Origin of the sequence: Pseudomonas crudilactis, assembly GCF_013433315.1 — a bacterium.
GTDB lineage: Bacteria > Pseudomonadota > Gammaproteobacteria > Pseudomonadales > Pseudomonadaceae > Aquipseudomonas > Aquipseudomonas crudilactis.
In genome coordinates this window covers 100,123-124,041 of record NZ_WXVV01000023.1, presented here as the reverse complement: position 1 = coordinate 124,041, position 23,919 = coordinate 100,123, and the positions used below count along the sequence as shown (strand labels likewise).

20 protein-coding genes are annotated in these 23,919 nt (G+C 60.2%); 16 read left to right on the top strand and 4 right to left on the bottom strand.

The features are described 5' to 3' along the window. Positions 1-360 (bottom strand): Hcp family type VI secretion system effector (locus GTU76_RS23200; RefSeq protein WP_180699697.1); only part of this gene is annotated, 360 nt, incomplete at its 3' end. 374 nt (positions 361-734) lie between these two features. Here GTU76_RS23200 and GTU76_RS23195 point away from each other — a divergent pair. Then, positions 735-1,556: an aldo/keto reductase gene (locus GTU76_RS23195; RefSeq protein ID WP_016983992.1), complete on the top strand. Its 822-nt coding sequence runs from the start codon at positions 735-737 to the stop codon at positions 1,554-1,556. Positions 1,557-1,581: 25 nt separating this feature from the next. Next, positions 1,582-2,052 (top strand): DUF1810 domain-containing protein, encoded by a 471-nt coding sequence (locus GTU76_RS23190; protein ID WP_016983991.1) that lies wholly within the window; start codon positions 1,582-1,584, stop codon positions 2,050-2,052. Here GTU76_RS23190 and GTU76_RS23185 read toward each other — a convergent pair. Beyond that, a complete protein-coding gene (locus GTU76_RS23185; protein ID WP_180699696.1) occupies positions 2,017-4,377 on the bottom strand; it encodes a DNA polymerase II in 2,361 nt (786 codons plus the stop codon). The two genes, GTU76_RS23190 and GTU76_RS23185, sit on opposite strands and share 36 nt — an antisense overlap. A gap of 198 nt (positions 4,378-4,575) precedes the next feature. Between GTU76_RS23185 and GTU76_RS23180 the strand changes: the two genes are divergently transcribed. Next, positions 4,576-5,016: a CBS domain-containing protein gene (locus GTU76_RS23180; RefSeq protein WP_008084932.1), complete on the top strand. Its 441-nt coding sequence runs from the start codon at positions 4,576-4,578 to the stop codon at positions 5,014-5,016. A gap of 127 nt (positions 5,017-5,143) precedes the next feature. On the opposite strand, the gene GTU76_RS23175 is transcribed toward GTU76_RS23180, so the two are convergent. Next, positions 5,144-5,767: a glutathione S-transferase N-terminal domain-containing protein gene (locus tag GTU76_RS23175; RefSeq protein ID WP_180699695.1), complete on the bottom strand. Its 624-nt coding sequence runs from the start codon at positions 5,765-5,767 to the stop codon at positions 5,144-5,146. Positions 5,768-6,880: 1,113 nt separating this feature from the next. On the opposite strand from GTU76_RS23175, the gene GTU76_RS23170 reads away from it, so the two are divergent. The 12 genes from GTU76_RS23170 (at position 6,881) to GTU76_RS23115 (ending at position 20,246) form a co-directional block, all read left to right on the top strand. Continuing rightward, positions 6,881-7,705, top strand: a complete 825-nt coding sequence (locus GTU76_RS23170; RefSeq protein ID WP_180699694.1) for an energy transducer TonB — start codon at positions 6,881-6,883, stop codon at positions 7,703-7,705. 67 nt (positions 7,706-7,772) lie between these two features. Then, entirely contained in the window at positions 7,773-8,459 is a 687-nt protein-coding gene (locus GTU76_RS23165; protein WP_371748312.1) for a MotA/TolQ/ExbB proton channel family protein, read from the top strand. Then, a complete protein-coding gene (locus tag GTU76_RS23160; RefSeq protein WP_007918272.1) occupies positions 8,459-8,860 on the top strand; it encodes an ExbD/TolR family protein in 402 nt (133 codons plus the stop codon). The genes GTU76_RS23165 and GTU76_RS23160 overlap by 1 nt, the downstream gene beginning before the upstream one ends. A gap of 207 nt (positions 8,861-9,067) precedes the next feature. Beyond that, a complete protein-coding gene (locus GTU76_RS23155; RefSeq protein WP_180699693.1) occupies positions 9,068-11,779 on the top strand; it encodes a TonB-dependent receptor in 2,712 nt (903 codons plus the stop codon). Between the two features lie 153 nt (positions 11,780-11,932). Continuing rightward, the gene (locus GTU76_RS23150; RefSeq protein ID WP_175553767.1) at positions 11,933-13,798 is read left to right on the top strand and encodes an extracellular solute-binding protein; all 1,866 of its coding nucleotides are present in this window, start codon (positions 11,933-11,935) and stop codon (positions 13,796-13,798) included. Between the two features lies 1 nt (position 13,799). Beyond that, complete coding sequence (locus GTU76_RS23145) at positions 13,800-14,864, top strand: microcin C ABC transporter permease YejB (RefSeq protein WP_180699692.1); 1,065 nt, start codon at positions 13,800-13,802, stop codon at positions 14,862-14,864. Continuing rightward, the gene (locus tag GTU76_RS23140) at positions 14,864-15,886 is read left to right on the top strand and encodes an ABC transporter permease (protein WP_180699691.1); all 1,023 of its coding nucleotides are present in this window, start codon (positions 14,864-14,866) and stop codon (positions 15,884-15,886) included. Before GTU76_RS23145 ends, GTU76_RS23140 begins: the two co-directional genes overlap by 1 nt. Position 15,887: 1 nt before the next feature. Continuing rightward, positions 15,888-17,522: an ABC transporter ATP-binding protein gene (locus GTU76_RS23135; protein WP_180699690.1), complete on the top strand. Its 1,635-nt coding sequence runs from the start codon at positions 15,888-15,890 to the stop codon at positions 17,520-17,522. 166 nt (positions 17,523-17,688) lie between these two features. After that, a complete protein-coding gene (locus GTU76_RS23130; protein ID WP_175553763.1) occupies positions 17,689-18,210 on the top strand; it encodes a DUF3455 domain-containing protein in 522 nt (173 codons plus the stop codon). Between the two features lie 162 nt (positions 18,211-18,372). After that, positions 18,373-18,906: a sigma-70 family RNA polymerase sigma factor gene (locus GTU76_RS23125; RefSeq protein WP_026000513.1), complete on the top strand. Its 534-nt coding sequence runs from the start codon at positions 18,373-18,375 to the stop codon at positions 18,904-18,906. Then, on the top strand, positions 18,903-19,595 hold the full coding sequence (locus tag GTU76_RS23120; RefSeq protein WP_180699689.1) for an anti-sigma factor: 693 nt from the start codon (positions 18,903-18,905) through the stop codon (positions 19,593-19,595). Before GTU76_RS23125 ends, GTU76_RS23120 begins: the two co-directional genes overlap by 4 nt. 132 nt (positions 19,596-19,727) lie before the next feature. Next, positions 19,728-20,246, top strand: a complete 519-nt coding sequence (locus GTU76_RS23115) for a hypothetical protein (protein WP_150694894.1) — start codon at positions 19,728-19,730, stop codon at positions 20,244-20,246. Positions 20,247-20,316: 70 nt separating this feature from the next. Here GTU76_RS23115 and GTU76_RS23110 read toward each other — a convergent pair whose 3' ends face one another. Further along, on the bottom strand, positions 20,317-21,408 hold the full coding sequence (locus tag GTU76_RS23110) for a DUF1615 domain-containing protein (RefSeq protein ID WP_180699688.1): 1,092 nt from the start codon (positions 21,406-21,408) through the stop codon (positions 20,317-20,319). A 268-nt stretch (positions 21,409-21,676) separates the two neighbouring features. Between GTU76_RS23110 and GTU76_RS23105 the strand changes: the two genes are divergently transcribed. Then, a complete protein-coding gene (locus GTU76_RS23105; protein ID WP_180699687.1) occupies positions 21,677-23,881 on the top strand; it encodes a TonB-dependent receptor in 2,205 nt (734 codons plus the stop codon). Positions 23,882-23,919 lie beyond the last annotated feature (38 nt).

Below are 23,919 nucleotides of genomic sequence, written 5' to 3'. Positions count from 1 at the left end.
GATGATCGCGTCTTCCAGTTTGGTGGTGTAGTAGTGCTCTTGGGTGCCTTGAGCAGAAGTACGGAACCACTGGATAACGATTTCGCTCATGCGCTCGCCGGAGGTCAGAGCCGCTTGCAGCAGAGGCGAAGCCTTGTCATAGACCTTGGTGATCACCACTGGCTTGTGCACGCGCTGACCGGTTGGCTGACCGGATTGCGGGTCACGCGGGATGATCACGTCGTGGGTGAAAGCCTGCACCATAACCTGGTCTTCGTGGCCTTCCTGGTAGGTGTTGCCTACGGAGTCAGCGGTGAAAGCGCCTGCAGTGATCAGGCCTTGTTTTTCGCCAGTAACGGACATGTACGCTGGTGTTGCCATGGGATGCTCTCCTTGCTTGAAAGACATACCTCTCAGGCACCATTGCCTGAAAAGGATGGCTATGCGCCATCAAACTTCATGCCAGCTTTTATGCAACCCATACAGATCAAGGCCCCGAGCTCATCGACTGATCTTTTCCTGTGATTAAGCCAATGAAAAACAAGGGAAAGTGCGCAACTTCTTGCGCAGTGGTGTGCAAGAAGTTGCGCACTTGGCTGGAGACCACGAGCTACGCGGCCTGTAGAGACTTTCCCGGGTGAAAACAGGCGAGGCACTGCGCAACTTCTTGCGCACCTGTACGAGTAGATGAAGGAACCCCTGAGCTATCCTGCTGCCCACTAAAAGGTATCGACACATTCAGCAAGGAGGTTTGCATGCGTACCCTCGAACTGGCCGGCGTCCAGGTTCCAGTCATTGGCCAAGGCACCTGGCGCATGGGCGAAGACCGCTCGGCGCACAAGCGTGAAGTCGCGGCCCTGCGCACGGGGATCGAGCTGGGCATGAGCCTGATCGACACGGCAGAAATGTACGCCGAGGGCGGTGCCGAATCAGTCGTTGGCGAAGCCATTGCCGGCATACGCGATCAGGTGTTTCTGGTGAGCAAGGTCTACCCGCACAACGCCAGCCGCAAGGGCATCCCGCAGGCCTGTGAGCGCAGTCTGCGGCGGCTCGAGACCGATTACATCGACCTCTATCTGTTGCATTGGCGTGGCCAGTATCCGCTGGAAGAAACCGTCGAAGCTTTCGAACGCCTGCGCGAGGATGGCAAGATCGGCCGTTGGGGCGTGTCGAATTTCGATGTCGATGACCTCGAAGAACTCTCCAGTTCCGCCTGCGCGACCAATCAGGTGCTGTACAACCTGGAAGAGCGCGGCATCGAGTTCGATCTGTTGCCGTGGTGCCAACACCAGCGCATGCCACTGATGGCCTACTGTCCGATTGGCCAGGGCGGCGCGATGCTGGCTGAACCGCTGCTGAATGAGATTGCCGCTCGTCATGGCGTAACCCCCGCGCAGGTTTCGCTGGCGTGGATTCTGCGTCAGGATGGGGTGATTGCGATTCCCAAGGCTGTACGGCCGGAACACGTGCAACTCAATGCACAAGCCGCGCAACTGCAACTGGAGGCCGGGGATCTGGCGGCGCTGGACCAGGCGTTTCAAGCGCCACAACGCAAGCAGCGGCTGGCCATGGTTTGAGCCAGCGGCTGGCGAGGGCTTCGCGATGAGAAGCACTGATCAGTACGACCCGTTCAACCTGCAACGTTTTGTCCAGGCTCAGGACCCGGTGTTCGAGCGCGTGCAACGCGAGCTCGATGAGGGCCGCAAGCGCAGCCACTGGATGTGGTTTGTCTTCCCGCAGTTCGCGGGTCTGGGCGGCAGTGAAATGTCCCGGCGCTTCGCCATCGGCTCAGCCGAGGAAGCCCGCGCTTATCTGGCCCATGAGTTGCTCGGCGCACGGCTGCGCACCTGCACGCAGTTAGTGCTGAAGGTGCAACAGCGTTCAATCGCGGAGATTTTCGGCCATCCCGATGACCTGAAATTCCATTCCTCGATGACCCTGTTCGCCCAATTTGCCGCTGAAGACAGCGTGTTCAATCAGGCGCTGGAACGCTACTTCCACGGCATTCTCGATGAATGGACGCTGCAACTGCTGGACTCAAAACAGGCCCAGTTGCCCCCCGATCAGGGTTGAAAAGTCGTCGTCGACAAACGGCAGAATCGCATCCGCCACCGGTTGCAATTGCCGAGTGATGTAGTGGTCGTAGTCGATGGCGGCGCGGCGCACCTCCAGCGGCTCGGGACCGGCCAGGGTGATGACATAGCTGATCCAGCCACCGTTCTGGTATTGCCGTGGTCGCCCGTGTTGCGCGTTGTAATCGTCGGCCAGCCGTGCGGCGCGCACGTGGGGCGGCACGTTGCGCTCGTAATCGTCGAGGGTGCGGCGCAGACGTTTGCGGTAGACCAGGCGATCATCGAATTCACCGGCGAGGGTTTTGCGCACGTAGTCACGCACGTAATCCTGATACGGCTTGCGCTGGAAAATCCGTTCGTAGAGCTCCTGCTGAAACTGCCGGGCCAGCAGCGACCAGTCGGTGCGTACGGTTTCCAGGCCTTTGTAGACCATTTCATCGCTGCCGTCGGCACGGGTGACGAGGCCGGCATAACGTTTTTTGCTGCCCTCCTCCGCGCCGCGAATGGTCGGCATCAGAAAGCGTTTGTAGTGAATTTCGAACTGCAGTTCGAGGGCGCTTTCCAGGCCATATTCTTCACGCACATGCGCGCGCCACCAATCATTGACGTGTTTGACCAGCGCATGACCGATGTTCGCCGCCTCTTCCTGTCCATGCGGGCGACGCAGCCAGACAAACGTCGAGTCGGTATCGCCGTAAATCACCGCGTGGCCTTGCTCTTCGATCAGCTTGCGCGTGCGCAGCATGATCTCGTGTCCGCGCAGGGTGATCGATGACGCCAGCCGCGTATCGAAGAAGCGGCAACCACTGGAGCCGAGTACGCCGTAGAAGGCGTTCATGATGATCTTCAGTGCCTGCGACAGCGGTGCGTTGTGCTCACGTTTGGCGGTCTCACGACCCTCGGCAACGCGCGAGACGATCGACGGCAGACAATGGCGGGTGCGCGAGAATCGGGCACCACGGAAACCCGCCACGGAATCGGCGTCATCCGGGTGTTGCAGGCCTTCAATGAGGCCCACTGGGTCAATCAGAAAGGTGCGGATGATTGACGGATAAAGGCTCTTGTAATCGAGCACCAGCACCGATTCGTACAGCCCCGGTTGCGAGTCCATGACAAATCCGCCGGGGCTGGCCTGCGGCGGATTGGTGCCGAGGTTCGGCGCAACAAAACCCTGTCGGTGCATCAACGGCATATACAGATGGGTGAACGCCGCCACCGAGCCGCCGCTGCGGTCCGCTGGCAATCCGGTGACGCTGGCGCGCTCGAGCAAGAAGGTCAGTAGTTCGGTCTTAGCGAAGATCCGCGTGACCAGTTCGCAATCCTTGAGGTTGTACTTGGCCAGCGCCGGTTTGTCCTCGGCGAACATGCGGTTGATCTCGTCCATGCGCTGGTACGGGTTATCGATCGACTTGCCTTCGCCGAGCAGGGTTTGCGCGACGTTTTCCAGACTGAACGAAGGGAAACTCCAGGTTGCCGAACGCAAGGACTCGATGCCGTCGATGATCAGCCGCCCCGCTGCCGAGGCGAAATAATGATTACGGCTGCCGTGTTCACGCCATTGCATTTCTTCACCGCCACGACCGATCTTCAGCGGCACACCGAGGCGCCGTGCGTGTTCGTGAAGGATGCGCAAATCGAACTGCACGACGTTCCAGCCGATGATCGCATCGGGGTCGTGGCGGGCGAACCAGTCGTTGAGCTTCTTCAGAATGACCGTGCGCGAGTCGCAGTATTCGAGGTCGAAATCGACGATGCTGGCGTCGCCGTTCGGCGCGCCGAGCATGTACACCTGACGTTCGCCGCAGCCTTCGAGGCCGATCGAATACAACTCACCGGTTTCGGTGGTTTCGATGTCCAGCGAGACCAGTCGCAGTTTCGGTCGGTAATCGGGGTCGGGTTTGAGCTGGGCGTTGAGCAACACGCCGTCGGCATCGGGCGTACCGCTGAACCGCACCGGCGCGGTGATAAAGCGCTCCATCAGGTAGCGTTCCGGCGGGCGTACGTCGGCTTCGAAGACGTCGACCCCGTTGCGGTTGAGCGCGGTTTCCAGGCGCATCAACTGGCCGTGTTGCTGGCAATACAGACCCAGCACCGGGCGATGCTCAAAATCCTGCAGGGCCAGCGGGCGCAGTTCGACGTTCTTTTCGTCGTGCAGCAGACGTTCGGCCGCTGCGCGCTGCTCGGCGGGTATAAACGCCACCGACGGCTGATGCGGCAAGCGCACACGGCGCGGCCCGGCGTCGGTCGCCAGCCAGAACTCGACTTCGGTGCCGGCCGGGGTGTCGCGCCAATGCCGGGTCAGGACGAAGCCCTGCGGTAAATCCACCACTGCAACCTCAGGAATTGAATCAGAGAGGCATTCTACGCGGCATTACGCGGGATGGCCCTGGCGATAAATCGCCATCAGCCACGGAAAAACCCGGCAAATGACGTTTTTTGCGTGTTATCTGCCGCTTTGCCACCTTGCCCTGCGCGCTTGCGTCTACGATGCTTGGAGAACAACGACAACACCTGAGTAACCGCCATGAAGACCGTCGCCCAACTGCTCAAGCTCAAAGATCAGAAAAATCAGGAAGTGCACCAGATCAAACCTGATCACATGGTGCTCGAAGCGCTGATGAAGATGGCCGAGAAAAACGTCGGTGCCTTGCTGGTGGTCGAAGACGATAAGGTGGTCGGCATCATCAGCGAGCGGGACTACGCGCGCAAACTGGTGCTGCATGGCCGCTCATCGGTCGGCACACCGGTGCGCGACATCATGGTGGCGAACGTGATCACCGTCGACACCCACCAAACCGTCGACACCTGCTTGGGCATCATGTCCGACAAACGCCTGCGCCACTTGCCGGTGGTGGAGAACGGCAAGTTGATCGGCTTGCTGTCGATCGGTGACCTGGTCAAGGAAGCGATTGCCGAACAGGCAGAGCTGATCAAGCAGCTGGAGCAGTACATTCGCGGGGAATAACTTTTCAGAATCATCCCCTAACCCTGTGGGAGCGAGCTTGCTCGCGAAAGCGGTGGGTCAGAATAACAAGCGTCGACTGACACTACGCTTTCGCGAGCAAGCTCGCTCCCACAGGGTTCTTTGGTGCTCAGGCAGGCCAATGCCGGGCAAACACCGGTGCCAGCACCGGATGCCGGTCAATCCGCTGCAACCACGCATAAAACCCCGGTCGCGCCTGCCGTAAATGCTCGCGGCTCCCCGCCCAACGCGTCACTACTGCCGCCAGCACATCCAGTGCCCCCGGCGTTTCGTCATCCAGATACAGCTCGGCAGAAAACTGGTCGGCAAACACCTCCCAGCTCCAGTGCAATCGCTCACGCGCACCGGCAATCAGATTCTGCCGCGAGGCTTCGTCGGGCATCAGCAGCCAGCGCTCCGGGTAATCGACGACGCCGATCGCCGCGTAACAGTTACTGACGATGTAGACCAGACCGCGAATGGCCTGATCACGATCATTCGCCTTGGCCGGCAGCAGGCCGGACTTGGGAAACGTCAGGCCCAGATGAATCAGGATCGCCGCGCTCTCGGTGATGGCGCTGCCGTCAGGCAGTTGCAAGGTCGGTATCTGCTTGAGTGGATTGAGCTGAGCCAGCGCCTCGGCGGCTTCGGTGCTGGCTTCGATATCAATGAAACGGTAAGCGATCTGGCACAGCTCCAGCGCCGCTTCGATGGCGGCTGCGCCTGAATTTCTGTGCCCATAGAGCTGGTACATATCCAATCCCCCCGAAAAGACCATTGCCACAGGGTAGATGGCTGTAGCGTGGGTGTAGAAAAAATCTGTCTGTGTATCGGTTTTGGCACGGTTTTCCCATGCACTCGCGACTTGCGAATTCAAACCTCGCAAAACAGCGCTGGCGGTGCCCATCCCGCACCAAGAGCAATCATCGAACGCTATCCGCGTTCTTGTAAGGTGCGATACCGAACCAAAAGTTCGCGTATCCGAGCTGGCAACAAGGAGTTCACCGCGTGAATCTTCAAACGCTCTGCCGCATCACAGCCTCTTTGCATTTATCCGTTCGCCGCCGAGTTCATCCGAACAGTCCCGGCTGCCTTCACACTTACTTTATTACCTGAAACCTCGACAGCGCACTGCGTTCGCCAATGAGTTATTGGCCGACGGCAGCGTGCTATTTATTTTTTAAATAACACTCGAGCAGTTATTGCACAAACGCAGTGTGTATTGAATGACAGCAGGATTGTCGAACAATAACTTTCAGCGCCATTGCAAGCGCACCAAAACTGCTCCACGGGTTTCAACTATTCAATACTTCAAATAGCGATTTCATTTAAACAACAACAAGGAACATGCCCCGTGAGCCGCTAAAACATTGACCCGCACCAATTCAGTCCGCCGCGCACCAGCAAGTGCCCTGGCCGCCAGCTGCGCAGGCGCTCTATCCCGCCAACCGGCGTGATATGGCGCACAGCCTGACTCGCCTGTGAAAAAGCTCCCTCAACCGGAGTCACGGGAATCTGCGCGCCATGGAAAAACCACGACAAGGGTAAAACTTATATAAATGCGACATCGGTAACACTCATGAAATACGCACTCTACATTTCAGCAACATGTGGCACAGCGGTTGCTATGTGTAACAAGCATGAGACACCGACCGTTGTCTTACGCAATAGAAGAACAACCAGGGAATGGCTAATGAACACTCGAAGTCGATAGCGCCAAGCCAGTAAGTTTGCACAAGCCTTGTTCACCGGATAGTTCAACTATCGGCTTCTGCACACCTTGTAAAAAGTTACACCCACCCACTCGAACATCTCCCGGATGTTCGGACGGCACCTTATTGCCCTTCATCAACCCGAGGGAGCTTTAATGAACGATGCGGTAAAGCACAGATCCCTGCCGGGGCCGTTGCGCGAAGCGCCAGTCCCGCCACCACCGGACAGGCCGGCGTTTAAAGCCAATACCTCACAACCCGGCGGGCTGAATAAACAGCAGATGGTGTTACTGGTGGCTGTGTCGGCGCTGATACATGGCGGCGCCTGGTGGTTTCTCCAGCAGTCCAGAACAGAGCCATTGCCAACGCCGCCGCAGATTCCGGAAATGACCGTCGAGCTGACCAGCCCGACGCCACCGGCACCGCCGACGCCGGAACCACCACCCCCGCCTCCTCCGCCACCGCCGCCGGAACCTGAACAACCGGTGGAAGACGAAGACGCGGTCAAGCCACCACCGAAACCGGTGGAGAAACCCAAGCCGATCGAAAAACCGAAACCGGTCGAGAAGCCGAAACCGGTGAAAAAGGTCGAGCCGCCGAAAGCGCCACCGGCCCCGGCACAACCGGCTGCACCCGCTGCGCCAGCCACCCCGAGCGCGCCACCGGCCCCTGCCGCCGCGCCCGGTCCGGTGAAGGAATCGGCAGCTGTTTCCGGCCTCGCCAGCCTCGGCAACCCGCCACCGGAATACCCGTCGCTGGCCCTGCGACGCAACTGGGAAGGCAGCGTGGTGCTGCGCATTCAAGTGCTGGCCAACGGTCGCGCCGGCTCGGTGACGGTGACCAAATCCAGCGGCAAGCCGCAACTGGATGACGCCGCCGTTGCCGCCGTGAAGAACTGGAAATTTATTCCGGCCAAACGCGGTGACACGCCGATCGACGGCTTCGCCACGCAGACCATCGATTTCAAATTGCCGCAATAACCGAATGCTCAATCAACGCACAACCGAATAACGCAAGCGAGGTATCACCATGAACGATTTGTCTTCGATGATTGTCCCCGGCGTGCTCTGGGGTCTGGTGCTGTTTTCCGTGGTCAGCTGGGCGATCCTGCTGGTCAAGTCGGCGCAGTACCTGCGCCAGAAAGCGCAGAACAAACAGTTCAGCAAAGCCTTCTGGGGCGCGCCGGATCTGCTCACCGCCGCCGAACACGCCAGCCAGTATCCGGGTTCGCTGGCGCGCATCGCCAGCAGCGGTTTCGAGGCGCTGCTGGTGGAAGATTCGCCGCGCACCACGCAACAACTGGCGCACACCATCAACCGTTCGGATCGCCTGGAACGCAACCTGCGCCAGCAGATCCAGAAGGAACGCCGCTCGCTGGAAAACGGCCAGGCGATCCTCGCCAGTATCGGCAGCACCGCGCCGTTCATTGGTTTGTTCGGCACCGTGTGGGGAATCATGGAAGCGCTGAAAAGCATCGGCGAAACCGGCTCGGCCAGCCTTGAAGCAGTCGCCGGGCCGATCGGTCACGCGCTGATCGCCACCGGCGTCGGTATCGCCGTCGCCGTACCGGCGGTGCTGATTTACAACTTTTTCCTGCGTCGTTTGAAACTTGCTTCGGCCGACATGGATGACTTCGCCCACGACTTCGACGCCCTCGCCTCGCGCAGCGCGTTTTCCATCAGCCGTCAGGCCATCGCCAGCAAAACCACAGCCGCCGTGCGGGAGGCCAGCTGATGTCTTTTTCTACTCAGGACAGCGATGAAGTGCTCAGCGAAATGAACGTCACGCCGCTGGTCGACGTGATGCTCGTGCTGTTGGTGGTGTTCATCGTCACCGCGCCGCTGATGACCAACGCGATCAAGGTGAACCTGCCGAAAACCGACGCCGTCGCCCCCGCCGAAAAGAAAGACCCGGTGGTGGTCAGCGTCGATCAGGACGGCAAGTTCTATCTGGCGAAAACCGAGCTGGCCCCGGAATCGCTGGAGGCCAGCCTCAAGGAGGTCAAGGCCAAGGACGCCGAAGTGCGCGTGCAGTTGCAGGCCGACTCCGCCGTCAATTACGGCCAGGTGGCGAAAGCCATGGCGTCGATCGAACGCTCGGGCATTACCAAGATTTCGGTGATGACCACCCATTGAGTGCGGTGGCGGGCGCGCATTGAGGGACACGCCCGCCACCGTTCGCTGACTCCCGTCGCAACCAGCCGACCGAAAAAACGCCACGCGTCTTCGGAGGGGATCGGCTTGCTTGAAGAAAGTGGTTTTCCGCACGCGGTATCACCGATAGCGGAGCAATGAGGGGCTCACAAGGCCAATTCGATAACGTCTAAAAAGTCGGAAATAACCATGCTGATGAACACTCCACGCTTCACGCTCAAACCCTTGGTGGCAACGATTTCTCGCCACCGTTTTGTTCCGTTGTATCTGGTGGCCATGGGGATGGGCGCCGGGACTGTGCAGGCGGCCGAGGACGACAACGCTAACGTCCCGGCAGCTGCGGCGGTGGTGGCGCCGACCACGCAACTGCAACGGGTGGAAGTGACCGGCTCGGCGATTCGCCGGGTCGATGCGGAAACGGCGGTGCCGATCACCATTCTCAAGGCCGATGAGCTGCGCAAACAGGGCGTGACCACCACCGCCGAACTGGTGCAGCGCATCACCGGCAGCCAGTCGATCAACAACAGCGCAGGCTCGGTCGGCGCGGCGACTGGCGGCGCCTCGTTCGCCGACATGCGCGGCATCGGCGCGAACAAGACGCTGGTGCTGCTCAACGGTCGACGCCTGGCCAACAACGCCTTGTCCGGCACCAACTCGGCCGGCGGCGCGGTGGATCTGAACATGATCCCGTTTGCCGCCATCGAACGCGTGGAAGTGCTGCGTGACGGCGCCTCGGCCCTGTACGGCACCGACGCCATCGGCGGCGTGATCAACTTCATCACCAAGAAATCCCTGACCGACGGCCAGTTGACCCTCGGCGGCGAAACCCCGACTCACAGCGGCGGCGGTGCAACCAAAGACATGAGCGCCAGTTGGGGTTACGGCGATCTGGAAGAAGACCGCTTCAACGTGCTCGGCGTGTTCAACTACAACAAGCAGCAGAACCTCGACGCCAACGACCGTTCGTTCGCCACCGACTATGCCCCCGGTCGCGGTCTCGATCAGACCTCCGGCACCGCGTTTCCTGGCAACTACAGCCAGAACGGCAACGCCACCAACCCGCTGGCCAACAGCAATTGCAACGGGCCGAACCTGATCGCCCGCGACGGCTTGTGCCGCTTCAGCACCCGTGAATTCATCGACCTGGTGCCACAGACCGAGAAGACCTCGTTCTTCGGCAAGACCACCGGCAAGCTTGGCGACGATCACAACGTCAACCTCGAATACTTCTGGTCGCGCAACAACAACGCCACGGCGATCGGCCCTGCACCACTGACCGGTCTGAGCCTCGACGGCTCATCGCCCTACTACCCCGGCAATGGCATCACCCCGGCGCCGACCGATTTCGCCCTCGACCCGACTCAACCCGTCGATGTGAACTGGCGTGAAACTGCTGCCGGCCCGCGCGAATCGAAAGACCAGAACACCAGCCAGCGCTTCTTGCTCAGCTTCGATGGCTTGGTCGGCGGTTGGGATTACAACGTCGGTGCCTCGTACAACCAGAACAAAATCGTCTCCAGCGTCACCAGCGGTTATGTCAGTGATCAGGCAATGATCGACGGTCTGGCCAGCGGTTTGCTCAACCCGTTCGGCCCACAGTCCGCCGCCGGTCAGCAGTACATCGATAACTCGGCGTATCACGGTGCTTACTCCACCGCTGTGGGTCGTGTCGCCGGTTTTGATGGTCGTATCAGCCGTGAAATCGGCGACTGGTTCGGCGCTGGCCCATCCGGTCTGGCCCTGGGTGGCGAGTACCGCAAAGAGAAATTCCATCAGGACTTCGAATCGTTTGCCGGCGACATCCAGAGCCTCGGCATCGACCCGGCCGGCAGCGTCGAGGGCGACCGCAGCGTCAAAGCCGCCTACGCAGAAATCAACGTGCCGGTGCTCGACAGCCTCGAACTGTCCGCCGCCGTGCGTCACGACAAATACAGCGACTTCGGCAGCACCACCAACCCGAAATACTCGTTCCGTTATCAGCCATTGAAAGAGTTGGTGGTGCGTGGCGCCTACAGCGAAGGCTTCCGTGCGCCATCGCTGTACGAGCTGTATTCGCCGCGCAGCATCACTTTCACTCAGGGCTACTACAACGACCCGGTGCTGTGTACCGGCGGCGTCGTGCAGCCGGGCGGCAACGGCGGCCGCGATTGCGGTCAGCAGTTCCTAAACCAGATCGGCGGCAACGAAGATCTGGCCCCGGAAAAGGCGCGCAACGTGACCCTCGGCTTCGTCTATCAGCCGATCAATAACCTGTCGGTGGGTCTGGATTTCTGGTGGATTCACATCTCCAACCAGATCCAGCCGTTCCCGGAATCCACCGTGTTTGATCAGGCCGGTTCCTACCCCGATCGCTTCGTGCGCAACGCCGACGGCACGCTCAACTACATCGTCACCGGCAACGCCAACCTTGGCATCGTTGAAACCAACGGTGTCGATGTGTCGCTGGATTATCGCTTCCCGAACACGCCGTACGGTCAGTTCGGTCTGGGCCTGCAAGGCACCTATGTTGACGAGTACGACTTTCAGAGCACCATCAAAGGCCCGTTCACTGACAAGGTCGGCGACTTCCAGGGTGACGGCGTGATCGCGCGCTGGAAGCACAACCTCACCGGCAGCTGGACCTTCGGCGCGGCGCGGGCGGCGCTGACCAACCGCTTCACCACCGGTTACAACGACTACGACCGCGATACCCACGCGCGCGTGGCGTCGTATTCGGTGTGGGACCTGTCGGCCGGCTACACCTTCAACAAGGTGCTGGATGTCGATGCAGGGATGAAGAACGTGTTCGACCGCAACCCGCCGTTCTCCAACCAGGCTTATAACTTCCAGAGCGGCTATGACCCGCGTTACACCGACCCGCTGGGGCGCACCTTGTTTGCGCGCATGACTTACCACTTCTAACCGGAAACAGAACACATCTCCCCCTGTGGGAGCGAGCCTGCTCGCGAAAGCGGTGGATCAGCAAGAGAGATGTCGGCTGACAAGACGCCTTCGCGAGCAGGCTCGCTCCCACATGGGGTCCGGGTTCTATCAGGGGTTTCGAGGAGTGACTTCATGAGTTTTTTGCGCAACATGGCTGGCCTGATGCTCGGCAGTGCGCTGCTGTGCACTGGCACCTCGGCGCTGGCCGCTGGCAGTTATGCGCTGACGGTATACGGCGAGGCGCCGAAGTATCCGGCGAATTTCCAGCATTTCGATTTCGTCGATCCCAACGCGCCCAAGGGCGGTTCGCTGAGCCGCGCGTCGATGGAAATCGGCCAGTACAACTACATCAGCCCGTACGCCGATCAGGGCATTTCCGTGGTGCAGGTCAACGACTGGGTGTATGCGCCGCTGGCGTTCCGCTCGCTCGACGAGCCGTACACGGTTTACGCGCTGGTCGCGCAACAGATCGAGCGCGATCCGGATGGCTTGTGGGTGCGCTTCACCCTCAATCCAAAAGCACGCTTCGCCGACGGTACGCCGATCACTGCTGAAGACGTGCGCTACACGTACAACCTGCTGATGACCAAGGGCAGCCTGAGTTATCGCCAGCAATACGCCGACGTCCAGGACGTGCTGATCGAAGGCCCGCGACAGGTGCGTTTCACCTTCAAAAACAACCTCAACCGCACCTTGGCGCTAGACTTGGCGACGATGCGCGTGGTCCCCGAACACTGGTGGAAGACCCGCGATTTCGCCAATGGCGGCGGTTTCGAGCCACCGCTGGGCAGCGGCCCGTACCGGATAAGCAAGGTCGACGCCGGGCGCAGCATCAGTTTCCAGCGCGATCCGGACTGGTGGGGCAAGGACCTGCCGGTCAGTCGCGGCATGTACAACTTCGACACCCTCACGGTGAATTTCTACGGCGACACCGACGTCGCCCGCCAGTTGTTGCAGGCCGGCGCGTTCGACTACAACCGCGAATTTTCCTCGTCCGGTTACGTGGTCGGCTACGACAGCCCGGCATTGCGTGATGGTCGCTTGCAGCAGTCGATCCTGGCGCCGGAGAAACCGACGGCGGCGCAAGGCTTCGTGTTCAACCTGCAGAACCCGATCTTCCAGGATCGCCGCGTGCGTCAGGCGATCAGCCTGCTGTGGGATTTCGAGTGGACCAACAAGCAGATGATGCGCGGCTTCTACGTGCGCCAGAACAGCTTCTGGCCAAAGAGCGAAATGGCCGCGACCACCCTGCCCGACGCCGAAGAATTGAAGATCCTCGAACCGCTCCGCGGGCAGATTCCCGACGAGGTCTTTACCGAGGTTTATCAGGCACCAAAAACCGATGGCAGCGGCTACATCCGCGACAAGCAACTGCAAGCGCTGAAGCTGCTCGCCGAGGCTGGCTGGACGCCGCAACACAATCGCCTGGTCAATGCTGCTGGCGAGCCACTTGAGTTCACTTTTCTCGACGGTCAGGGCGGCTTCGACCGCATGTTGCTGCCGTTCAAACGCACCCTCGCGCAGATCGGCATCACGCTGAATTTGCGACGGATCGATTCGGCGCAATACGTCAACCGCCTCAACGCCCGCGACTACGACATGATCGTCACCAGTTTCCCGCGCAGCGGCGATCCGATCGTCTCCCCCGGCCGCGAGTTGTACAGCCTGTACGCCTCGCAAAGTGCCACGCAAGTCGGCAGTTCCAACTCGATGGTGCTGGCCAATCCGGCGGTCGATCAACTGATCGACGGGCTGGTGCAGGCCAACACCCGCGACGCCATGGTGCATTACGCCCGCGCCCTCGACCGGGTGCTGCAATGGGGTTACTACATGATTCCCAACTACTACTCCAAAGGCACGCCGACGGTGTATCAGAACCGCTTCGGCATGCCGCCCGTGCAACCGGCCTACGACGAAGGCCTCAACACCTGGTGGGAGGTATCGGCCAAGGCGCTGACCACCCAGCAGATGCACACTCAGCTCGCGGGAGGCCAGTGACATGCTGCGTTATCTGAGTCGACGTTTGCTGCTGATCATCCCGACGCTGCTGTGCATTCTGGTGGTGAATTTTCTGATTGTGCAGGCTGCGCCGGGTGGCCCGGTGGAGCAAGCCATCGCCCGCTTGCAAGGCTTCGGCGGGCACAGGATGGGCGGCGGTGGCGAGGTTGCCGCGATTGGCGGCGCCGGGCGCAGCAGCCGTGGTCTCGACCCGGCGCTGATCGAGGAAATCAAACACCATTACGGCTTCGACAAACCGATGCACGAACGTTTGTGGCTGATGCTGAAAAACTATGCGCAGCTGGATCTGGGCAGCAGTTTTTTTCGCGGCGCCAAGGTCACTGATCTGATCGTGCAGAAGTTGCCGGTGTCGCTGTCGCTGGGTTTATGGGCGACGCTGATCACCTACCTGATTTCGATCCCGCTGGGCATTCGCAAAGCGATCAAGAACGGCAGCGCGTTTGATGTCTGGAGCAGCACGGCAATCATCATCGGCTACGCGATGCCAGCGTTCCTCTTCGCGATTCTGTTGATCGTGGTATTTGCCGGTGGCAGCTACGTCAACTGGTTTCCAGTGCAGGGGCTGGTCTCGGATAACTTCGACAGCCTCAGCACGCTGGGGAAGGTCGGCGACTACCTCTGGCACCTGGTATTGCCGGTGACGGCGCTGGTGATCGGTGGCTTCGCCACGCTGACGATCCTCACCAAAAACAGCTTCCTCAACGAGATCAGCCGCCAGTACGTGATCACCGCGCGGGCCAAGGGTTTGACCGAGCGCCGCGTCCTCTACGGCCACGTGTTTCGCAATGCGATGTTGCTGGTGGTGGCCGGTGTGCCGTCGGCGCTGATCGAGGTATTTTTCGCCGGCTCCCTGCTGATCGAAACCATCTTCAACCTCGATGGTTTGGGGCGCATGAGCTACGAAGCGGCGGTGTCGCGCGACTATCCGGTGGTATTCGGCGCGCTGTTTCTGTTCACCCTCTTCGGCCTGTTGATCAAGCTGATCGGCGACCTCTGCTACACCCTGCTCGACCCGCGCATCGACTTCTCGGCGAGGACTGCCTGATGTTCACTTTTTCTCCTCTCGGTCAGCGTCGCGTTGCGCAATTCAAAGCCAATCGGCGCGGACGCTGGTCGTTATGGCTATTTATCGGTCTGTGCCTGATTTGCCTTGGAGGTGAGTTGATCGCCAACGACAAGCCGCTGGTGATTCGTTATCACGACGCTTTCTACTTTCCGATCCTCAGCGATTACCTGGAAACCGATTTCGGCGGCGAGCTGCCGTTTCAACCGGATTACGCCAGCAGCTATGTTCACAAGCTGATTGAGGATCAGGGCGGCTGGATGTTGTTTCCGCCGATCCCGTTCAGCTACGACACGGTCAATTACGACCTCAGCGAACCGGCGCCGAGTCCGCCGTCATCGAGCAATTGGCTGGGCACCGATGATCAGGCGCGCGACGTGTTGGCGCGGGTGATTTTCGGCACGCGGATTTCGATCCTGTTCGCGCTGATCCTTACTGGCATCAGTGCGTTGATCGGCATCGTTGCCGGGGCATTGCAGGGTTATTACGGCGGCTGGGTGGACTTGCTCGGGCAACGGGTGCTGGAGATCTGGTCGGGGTTGCCGGTGCTGTACCTGCTGATCATTTTGTCCGGCTTCGTCTCGCCGAGTTTCTGGTGGTTGCTGGGGATCATGGCGCTGTTTTCCTGGCTGGCGCTGGTCGATGTGGTGCGTGCCGAGTTTCTGCGTGGACGCAATCTGGAATACGTCAAAGCCGCGCGGGCGCTGGGCCTGACCGACAACGAACTGATGTGCCGGCACATCCTGCCCAACGCGATGACCTCCACCCTCACCTATCTGCCATTCATTCTGACTGGTGCGATTGCGACGCTGACTGCGCTGGATTTTCTTGGCTTCGGCATGCCGGCCGGTACTGCATCGCTGGGCGAATTGATCGGTCAGGCCAAGCGCAATCTGCAAGCGCCGTGGCTAGGGCTGACGGCGTTTTTTGCCCTGGCGCTGATTCTGTCTTTGTTGGTTTTTATTGGTGAGGCTTGCCGTGATGCATTCGATCCCCGGAGCTGACATGAAAGACAATTTGATCGAGATTCGCGATCTGCGCGTGGCCTTCGCCGGGCAGGAAGTAGTGCACGGTTTGAACCTGGATATTCGCCGGGGCGAGTGCCTGGCGCTGGTCGGTGAATCCGGTTCGGGCAAGTCGGTAACGGCGCATTCGATCCTGCGTTTGTTGCCGGGCAAGAACGTCAGCAGCAGCGGCGCGATTCGCTATAACGGCGTGGATTTATTGCACGCCAGCGAGCAGCAGATGCGCGGTTTGCGCGGCAACCGCATTGCGATGATTTTTCAGGAACCGATGACCTCGCTCAATCCGTTGCACACAGTGGAAAAGCAAGTCAGCGAAGTGCTGGAGATTCACAAAGGTCTGAAGGGACGTGCTGCCCGCGAACGGACGTTGGAGTTGCTGGAGCTGGTCGGTATTCGCCAGCCATTGCAGCGTTTGAAAGCCTATCCGCATCAGCTCTCCGGTGGGCAGCGGCAACGAGTGATGATCGCCATGGCGCTGGCCAACGAGCCGGAACTGTTGATCGCCGATGAGCCGACTACGGCGCTGGATGTCACGGTGCAGCAGAAAATTCTCGAGTTGCTGATCGAGTTGCAGCAACGGCTGGGCATGTCGCTGCTATTGATCAGTCATGACCTCAATCTGGTGCGGCGCATCGCGCAGCGCGTGTGCGTGATGCGTCACGGTGAGATCGTTGAGCAGGCGGATTGCGAAGCGTTGTTTCGCGCGCCGCAGCATCCTTACAGTCGTTTGTTGATCGAGGCCGAACCGAGCGGCGCGCCGGTGCCGAGTGAGTACGATCACAACCTGCTCGAAGTCGATGACTTAAAGGTGTGGTTTCCGTTGCCCAAAGCGTTGTTCAGTCGCCAGCAGGATTACATCAAAGCGGTGGACGGCGTCAGTTTCACCCTGCAACGGGGCAAGACGCTGGGGATTGTTGGCGAGTCGGGTTCGGGCAAATCAACGTTAGGCCAAGCGATCCTGCGACTGGTCGAATCGGAGGGCAATATCCGTTTCGGCAACAAGCAACTGAGCCTGCTCAATCAGCGCTTGATGCGGCCGTTGCGGCGGCAGATTCAAGTGGTGTTCCAGGATCCGTTCGGCAGCCTCAGCCCACGGATGTCGGTGCAGCAGATCATTGCCGAGGGGTTGCTGACCCATGGCATCGGCACTGAAGCCGAGCGGGAAGCAGCAGTGATTCGGGTGCTGGAGGAAGTCGGCCTCGATCCACAGAGCCGGCATCGTTATCCCCACGAGTTTTCCGGTGGGCAGCGCCAGCGCATTTCCATCGCCCGCGCACTGGTGCTGGAACCGGCGCTGATTCTGCTTGATGAACCGACCTCGGCGCTCGATCGTACGGTGCAAAAGCAGGTGGTCGAGTTGTTGCGGCAATTGCAGATCAGGCATGGGCTGACCTATTTGTTTATCAGCCATGATCTGGCGGTGGTGCATGCGCTGGCGCATGACTTGATGGTGATCAAGGATGGCAAGGTGGTTGAACAAGGTTCGTCGCGGGAAATCTTTGCCGCGCCCAAACACCCCTACACCCAGGAACTCCTGAACGCCTCCGGCCTCAAGTCCGACACAAAACCCTGTAGGAGTGAGCCTGCTCGCGATAGCGGTATTCCAGTGATATAGATTTTGCTGACACGACGCCATCGCGAGCAGGCTCACTCCTACATGGGATCGGTGGGGTTTGAAATTTATTTTTCAGGCACTGCATCCAAACGCCTCCGTCACGGGTAGTCCCTGTAACAGCCCTCTTCGGCTGCCAGCGATCTACCCTTTTCGGAGAAACATACTGATGAACATCACCCAGTTGATCTGCCTCACCGGTTTGCTCACCGCCAGCGCCTCAACCTTCGCCCAAAGCAGCTATCCCGACGCGATCAAAGTCCCGGACGGCCACAAGATCGCGATGGAGACCACCGGGGTCGGCGAGATCACCTACGAATGCCGTGACAAAGCCAATACCCCGGGACAGACCGAGTGGACCTTTGTCGGCCCGAAAGCGGTGCTCAATGATCGCAGTGGCAAACAGGTCGGCACCTACTTCGGCCCGCCGGCCACCTGGCAGGCCAAGGACGGTTCGAAAGTCACCGGCACACAATTGGCCGTAGCGCCGTCGACTCCGGGCAACCTGCCCTATCAACTGGTCAAGGCCAATCCCGCCGAAGGCAAAGGCGCGATGACGGGTGTGAGTTACATCCAGCGGGTCGCGCTCAAGGGCGGCGTGGCGCCGGGCAGCGAATGTACGGCGGCGAACAAGGGCAAGCAGGAAGTGGTGAAGTACCAGGCCGATTACATCTTCTGGGCGGCGAACTGATTCCCAGCACCACTGATAAACCCTGTGGGAGCGAGCTTGCTCGCGAAGGCGGAGTGTCAGTCAACACAGTCTTCTCTGACCGGCCGCCTTCGCGAGCAAGCTCGCTCCCACAGTGGACAATGTGTTCTGGATGTTTGCGGAATGTGAGCTAGATTGCACGACATGCCTTTAGCCGAATCCGTTTTCGATTACGAAGCCCGCCTCGCTGCCTGTGCCCGCGGCGAGCGGTCGGCCCTGCGCGATTTGTATGTGCAGGAAGGCCCGCGTCTGCTCGGTGTGGCCAAGCGCCTGGTGCGCGACACGGCGCTGGCGGAGGACGTTGTCCATGAGGCGTTTATCAAGATCTGGAACGGTGCGGCGGGGTTTGACCCGGCGCGCGGTTCGGCGCGTGGCTGGATGTTCAGCGTGACCCGGCATCTGGCGCTGAATCTGCTGCGCGATCACGGACGGGAAACACCATTCGACGAAGCTCACGAGGTGGCTGCGGAGGATAACGACTTCGACGCCCAGGCACATTCGGCGCGCATCCACCGTTGCCTGGAACAACTGGAGCCGCAACGCCGCCACTGCATCCTGCATGCCTATGTCGACGGTTACAGCCACGCGCAGATTGCCGCGCGCCTCGACACGCCGCTGGGCACGGTCAAAGCGTGGATCAAACGCAGCCTCAACGCCTTGCGGGAGTGCATGGGATGACCAGCGAATCGGCACAGGAACGGGATGAACTGGCCGGCGAATATGTGCTCGGCACATTGCCTGCCGAACAGCGGATCGAAGTACAACGGCGCTTGCCGAATGAACCCGAGTTGCGTGCCGCGGTGGATGCCTGGGAACGGCGCCTGCTGGAGCTGACGGATCTGGCCGAACCGCAACAACCGTCGGCGCAGTTGTGGCCGCGCATTGAGCGCAGTGTCGGGCGTCTGACGCAGGAAGCACCCTCGACTTCATGGTGGAACCTGCTGCCGCTATGGCGCGGGTTAAGCGCGGCCGGATTGGTCGCCACATTGATTCTGGGTTCGATCCTGCTGACCCAGACCACGCCGAAACCAAGCTTTCTGGTGGTGCTGGTCGCGCCGCAGGACAAGGCGCCGGGCTGGGTAATCCAGGCGAGCAATTCGCGGGAGATTCAGTTGATACCGCTGGGTGTGGTCGAAGTCCCGGCGGACAAGGCACTGGAATTCTGGACCAAGGCTGATGGCTGGCAGGGCCCGGTTTCGCTAGGTTTGGTCAAGCCGGGGCAGGCCCTGTCGGTGCCGCTGGACAAGCTGCCGCCGCTGCAACCGAACCAGTTGTTCGAACTGACGCTAGAGGGCGCCAACGGCTCGCCGATCGGCAAACCGACCGGGCCGATTCAGGCGATCGGGCGCGCGGTGAAGGTGCTGTAAGGCTCTGCTCTGCGGCTTCTGGCAAACATCATCGGCATCGATGTTTACAATCACGGCAATGAAGTTCTCATAAAAAATCCCGGGGGTAACATCTGCTCCATACCAACCAATAACACCCCGGAGCACACCATCATGAAACGCCAGACTCTTCTCAGCATCGCTTTCTCGGTTTTCGCAGTTAACGCTTTCGCCGCTACCCCGGCCCACACAATGATCGCCGCCGACGGCTCCGATCGTCTGTACCAGAACGCTGTTGCGGCGGATGGTTCTGATCGTCTGCAGGGCAACACTGTCGCCGCTGATGGCTCTGATCGTCTGCAGGGCAACACTGTCGCCGCTGATGGTTCTGATCGTCTGCAGGGCAACACTGTCGCTGCTGATGGCTCTGATCGTCTGCAGGGCAACACTGTCGCCGCTGATGGTTCTGATCGTCTGCAGGGCAACACTGTCGCCGCCGATGGCTCTGATCGTCTGCAGGGCAACACTGTCGCCGCTGATGGCTCTGATCGTCTGCAGGGCAACACTGTCGCCGCCGATGGCTCTGATCGTCTGCAGGGCAACACTGTCGCCGCCGATGGCTCTGATCGTCTGCAAGGCAACACCGTCGCCGAAGGTGGCGCAGATCGTTTGAACGAACTTCGCAACGCTTGAATGAAGTGGAACATCGCAGCAACCCAGAGAAACCCGGCGCAGTCAGCCGGGTTTTTTATGTCCGTCTGTTTTAACTGCCCTTGGCCATGCAGCGCTTGTAGCGCTCATCCACCCGTTTGGCGAACCACGCTGTAGTGAGCTTGCGGGTGATCTTCGGACTCTGCAGCACAATCCCCGGCAACACCGCCCGTGGCAGCTTTTTCCCCTCCGCCTGCTCCGCCAGTTCGAATACCCCCTGATAGAGCTTGGTCTCCTCGAATTCCAGGGTTTTGCCCTTCTCCAGTTGATCGCGAATGGTCGGGTTGCGCATGCCCAGCGACTTGCCGAGGGTGCGCACTGCCAGTTCGGTGCCACCGGGCATGATCGAGTCGTAGCGGATCAGGTCGCCATCGAGCGCCAGTGGGATGCCCGAGGCGCGACTGACCGCATTCTGAAACGCGGCATTGCGACTGGCGTACCAGCCTGCATTGAAATCAGCAAACCGATACAGCGGCTCGCGGTAACTCACCGGATAGCCGAGCAAATGCGCGATGCCGAAATACATGCCTCCGCGACGGCTGAACACTTCACGGCGGATCGTGCCGTCCACCGGGTACGGATAATCCTTGGCGTGCTGCTCGGCAAACTCGATGCTGACCTGCATCGGCCCGCCAGTGTGCACCGGGTTGAAGCCGCCGAACAGCGTGCGGCCCATCGGCACCCTGCCGATGAAATCATCGAAGATTGCACTCAGTTCTTTTTCACTGCGCGCTGCGTTCAGGCGCTCGCTGTAGGTCTTGCCGTTGGTTGAACGCACTTGCAGAGCACCGCTGACCAACAGGCTGGGGATGTGCACTTTGGCGGCGCGGCGGTCGATTTCGTCGCGAGCGATTTTACCCAGGCCGGGCACCGTGGGGTCGGCCTGAAAAGTGGATTCCTGTTCGGCAACGGCCAGCACCGAGCAGAGGTTTTGCGTGGTCGGGCTGATGTTCTGCGCGGCAAACGCGGCATAGATATCAGAGGCCCAGCCTTGGCGATCGGCAGTCTTGGCCGGCATCAGCCGCACGATCTCGGCCTTGACTTCAGCAGGCGCACGGGGCACCGGTTCCTGGCCGCGCTGCCCCGCGCAACCGGCGAGCACCAGCAATGCGGCGAGGGTGATCGGTAATTGAAAGTTGTGCATGAAGCCTCATCCAGTCCGTTGTGCCGGGTTCACCATACGATCAATGGTGTGGCGCAGGCTAGGACTGCGCTGATTTGGCGCTGTTCCCTGGATGCTCATCTCCCTGTGTCGCCAAGTGCCTTGAAATAGAGCTCTCCAAGACTAATGACAAACTGATTGCAAAACGTTACTGAGAAAACCTATCATTTGCACCTGGAGTCGCATTTGCGCAAGGAGTTCCCGCGCCGCCCTTATTTTTCTCACTGGCCGTGCGCCTCCAGGTACATACATGTCCGCTCCAGCTCGACTCGCCGTCCCGTTTCGCCCGACGCTTCTCGCCCTGCTGTGCTCCCTGACTGTCACCGCTTACGCCGCCGAAGGCGATAACAAGGCGCTGGTGCTGGACGATGTCAACGTCAATGCTCAGGCACCGACGCCAAACGCCCTGCCCCCGGTTTACGCGGGTGGTCAGGTCGCCCGTGGTGGCCAGCTCGGCGTGCTCGGCAATCAGGACATGATGGACGTGCCGTTCAGCGCCGCGTCCTACACCGAACAGCTGATTCAGGATCAACAGGCCGAAAACGTCGCCGACGTGCTGCTCAACGATTCGTCGGTACGGCAGGCCTCGGGTTTCTCCAACCAGGCGCAGGTTTTCATGATCCGTGGCCTGCCGCTGAACGGCGACGACATTTCCTATAACGGCCTGTACGGCGTGCTGCCACGGCAGATCATTTCCACCGACGCACTGGAGCGCGTGGAAGTATTCAAAGGCCCGAACGCCTTTATCAACGGCGTGACCCCGACCGGTTCCGGCATCGGCGGTGGCGTCAACCTGCAACCGAAACGCGCCGGTGACGTGCCGCTGCGTCGTTACACCACCGACATCAACAGCGAAGGCCGTATCGGTCATCACTTCGACATTGGCCAGCGCTTCGGTGAAGACAACCGCTTCGGCGCCCGGATCAACCTGTCCCAGCGCGAAGGCGACACTGGTATCGATCACGAGAACCAGCGCTCGAAACTGTTCGCCATCGGCCTCGACTATCGCGGTGATGCCCTGCGCATCTCTGGCGACTTCGCCTATCAGAAAGAACGCGTCAACGGTGGCCGCAACTCGGTCAACCTCGGCACCGCCACGCACATTCCGGACGCGCCGTCGGCCGACACCAACTACGCGCCGAAGTGGGGCTACACCGACATCGAAGACACCTTCGGCATGCTCCGCGCCGAGTACGACCTGAACGACAACTGGACCGCCTACGCCGCCGGCGGCGCCAAGCACACCCGTGAAGTCGGGAATTACAACTCGACCACCCTGGTCGGTAACAACGGCGCCTCGTTCACCACCGGCTCGTTCATTCCCCACGATGAAGACAACACCAGTGTGATGGCCGGCCTCAACGGTAAATTCGATACCGGTCCGGTCAGCCACAAGCTCAACTTCGGCCTGACCGGCATCTGGGCCGAACAGCGCAGTGCCTATGATTTCGACCTGACCCAATACGCCAACAACATCTATCACCCGGTGCAAACACCGTCGCCAGTGGGCAATTTTGCCGGCGGCAACTTGAATGATCCGGGCATCGTCGGCAAGACCTTCAACCGCAGCATTGCGATTTCCGACACCCTCGGTTTCTTCGACGATCGCCTGCTGGTCACCGCCGGCCTGCGCCGTCAGCAACTGGTGGTGCAAGGTTACAACTATGCCAGTTGGGGCAGCGGCGATCGCAAGTCGAGCTACGACGAATCGATCACCACCCCGGTGTACGGCGTGGTGTTCAAACCGTGGGAACATGTGTCGTTCTACGCCAACCACATCGAAGGCCTGGCCCAGGGCCCGACCTCGCCGACCAGTTCCGGTGGTTTCCGTGTGACCAACGGCAACGAAGTCTATGCACCCGCGCGTTCCAAACAGACCGAAGCCGGGGTAAAAGTCGACATGGGCACTTACGGCGCCAGCCTGGGTGTCTATCGCATCGAACAGCCAAGCGATGGTTACTGCGAAATCGACAGCGCCACCACCTGCACCTACGTGCGTGAAGGCGAGCAGGTCAACAAAGGCGTGGAAATGAACGTGTTCGGCGAGCCGATCCAGGGCCTGCGTCTGATCAGCGGCCTGACCCTGATGGACACCGAACTGAAGAACACCCTCAACGGCGCCAACGACGGTAACCGTGCGATCGGCGTGCCGACCTTCCAGTTCAACGCTGGTGCGGATTGGGACGTGCCCGGCCTGCAAGGCGTAGCGCTGAACGCGCGGATGCTGCGTACCGGCGGTCAATATGCCGATGCGGCGAACAACCTCAGTCTGCCGACCTGGAACCGTTTCGATGCCGGTGCGCGTTATGCGTTCAAGGTCTCGGAAAAGGACGTGACGTTGCGTCTGGGCGTGGAGAATCTGGCGAACAAGAAGTACTGGGAATCGGCTCAGGGTGGGTACCTGACTCAGGGTGAGCCGCGGGTTGCCAAGTTGTCCGGGACTATCGATTTCTAAGGCTGAAAAGCCCCTCACCCTAGCCCTCTCCCGGAGGG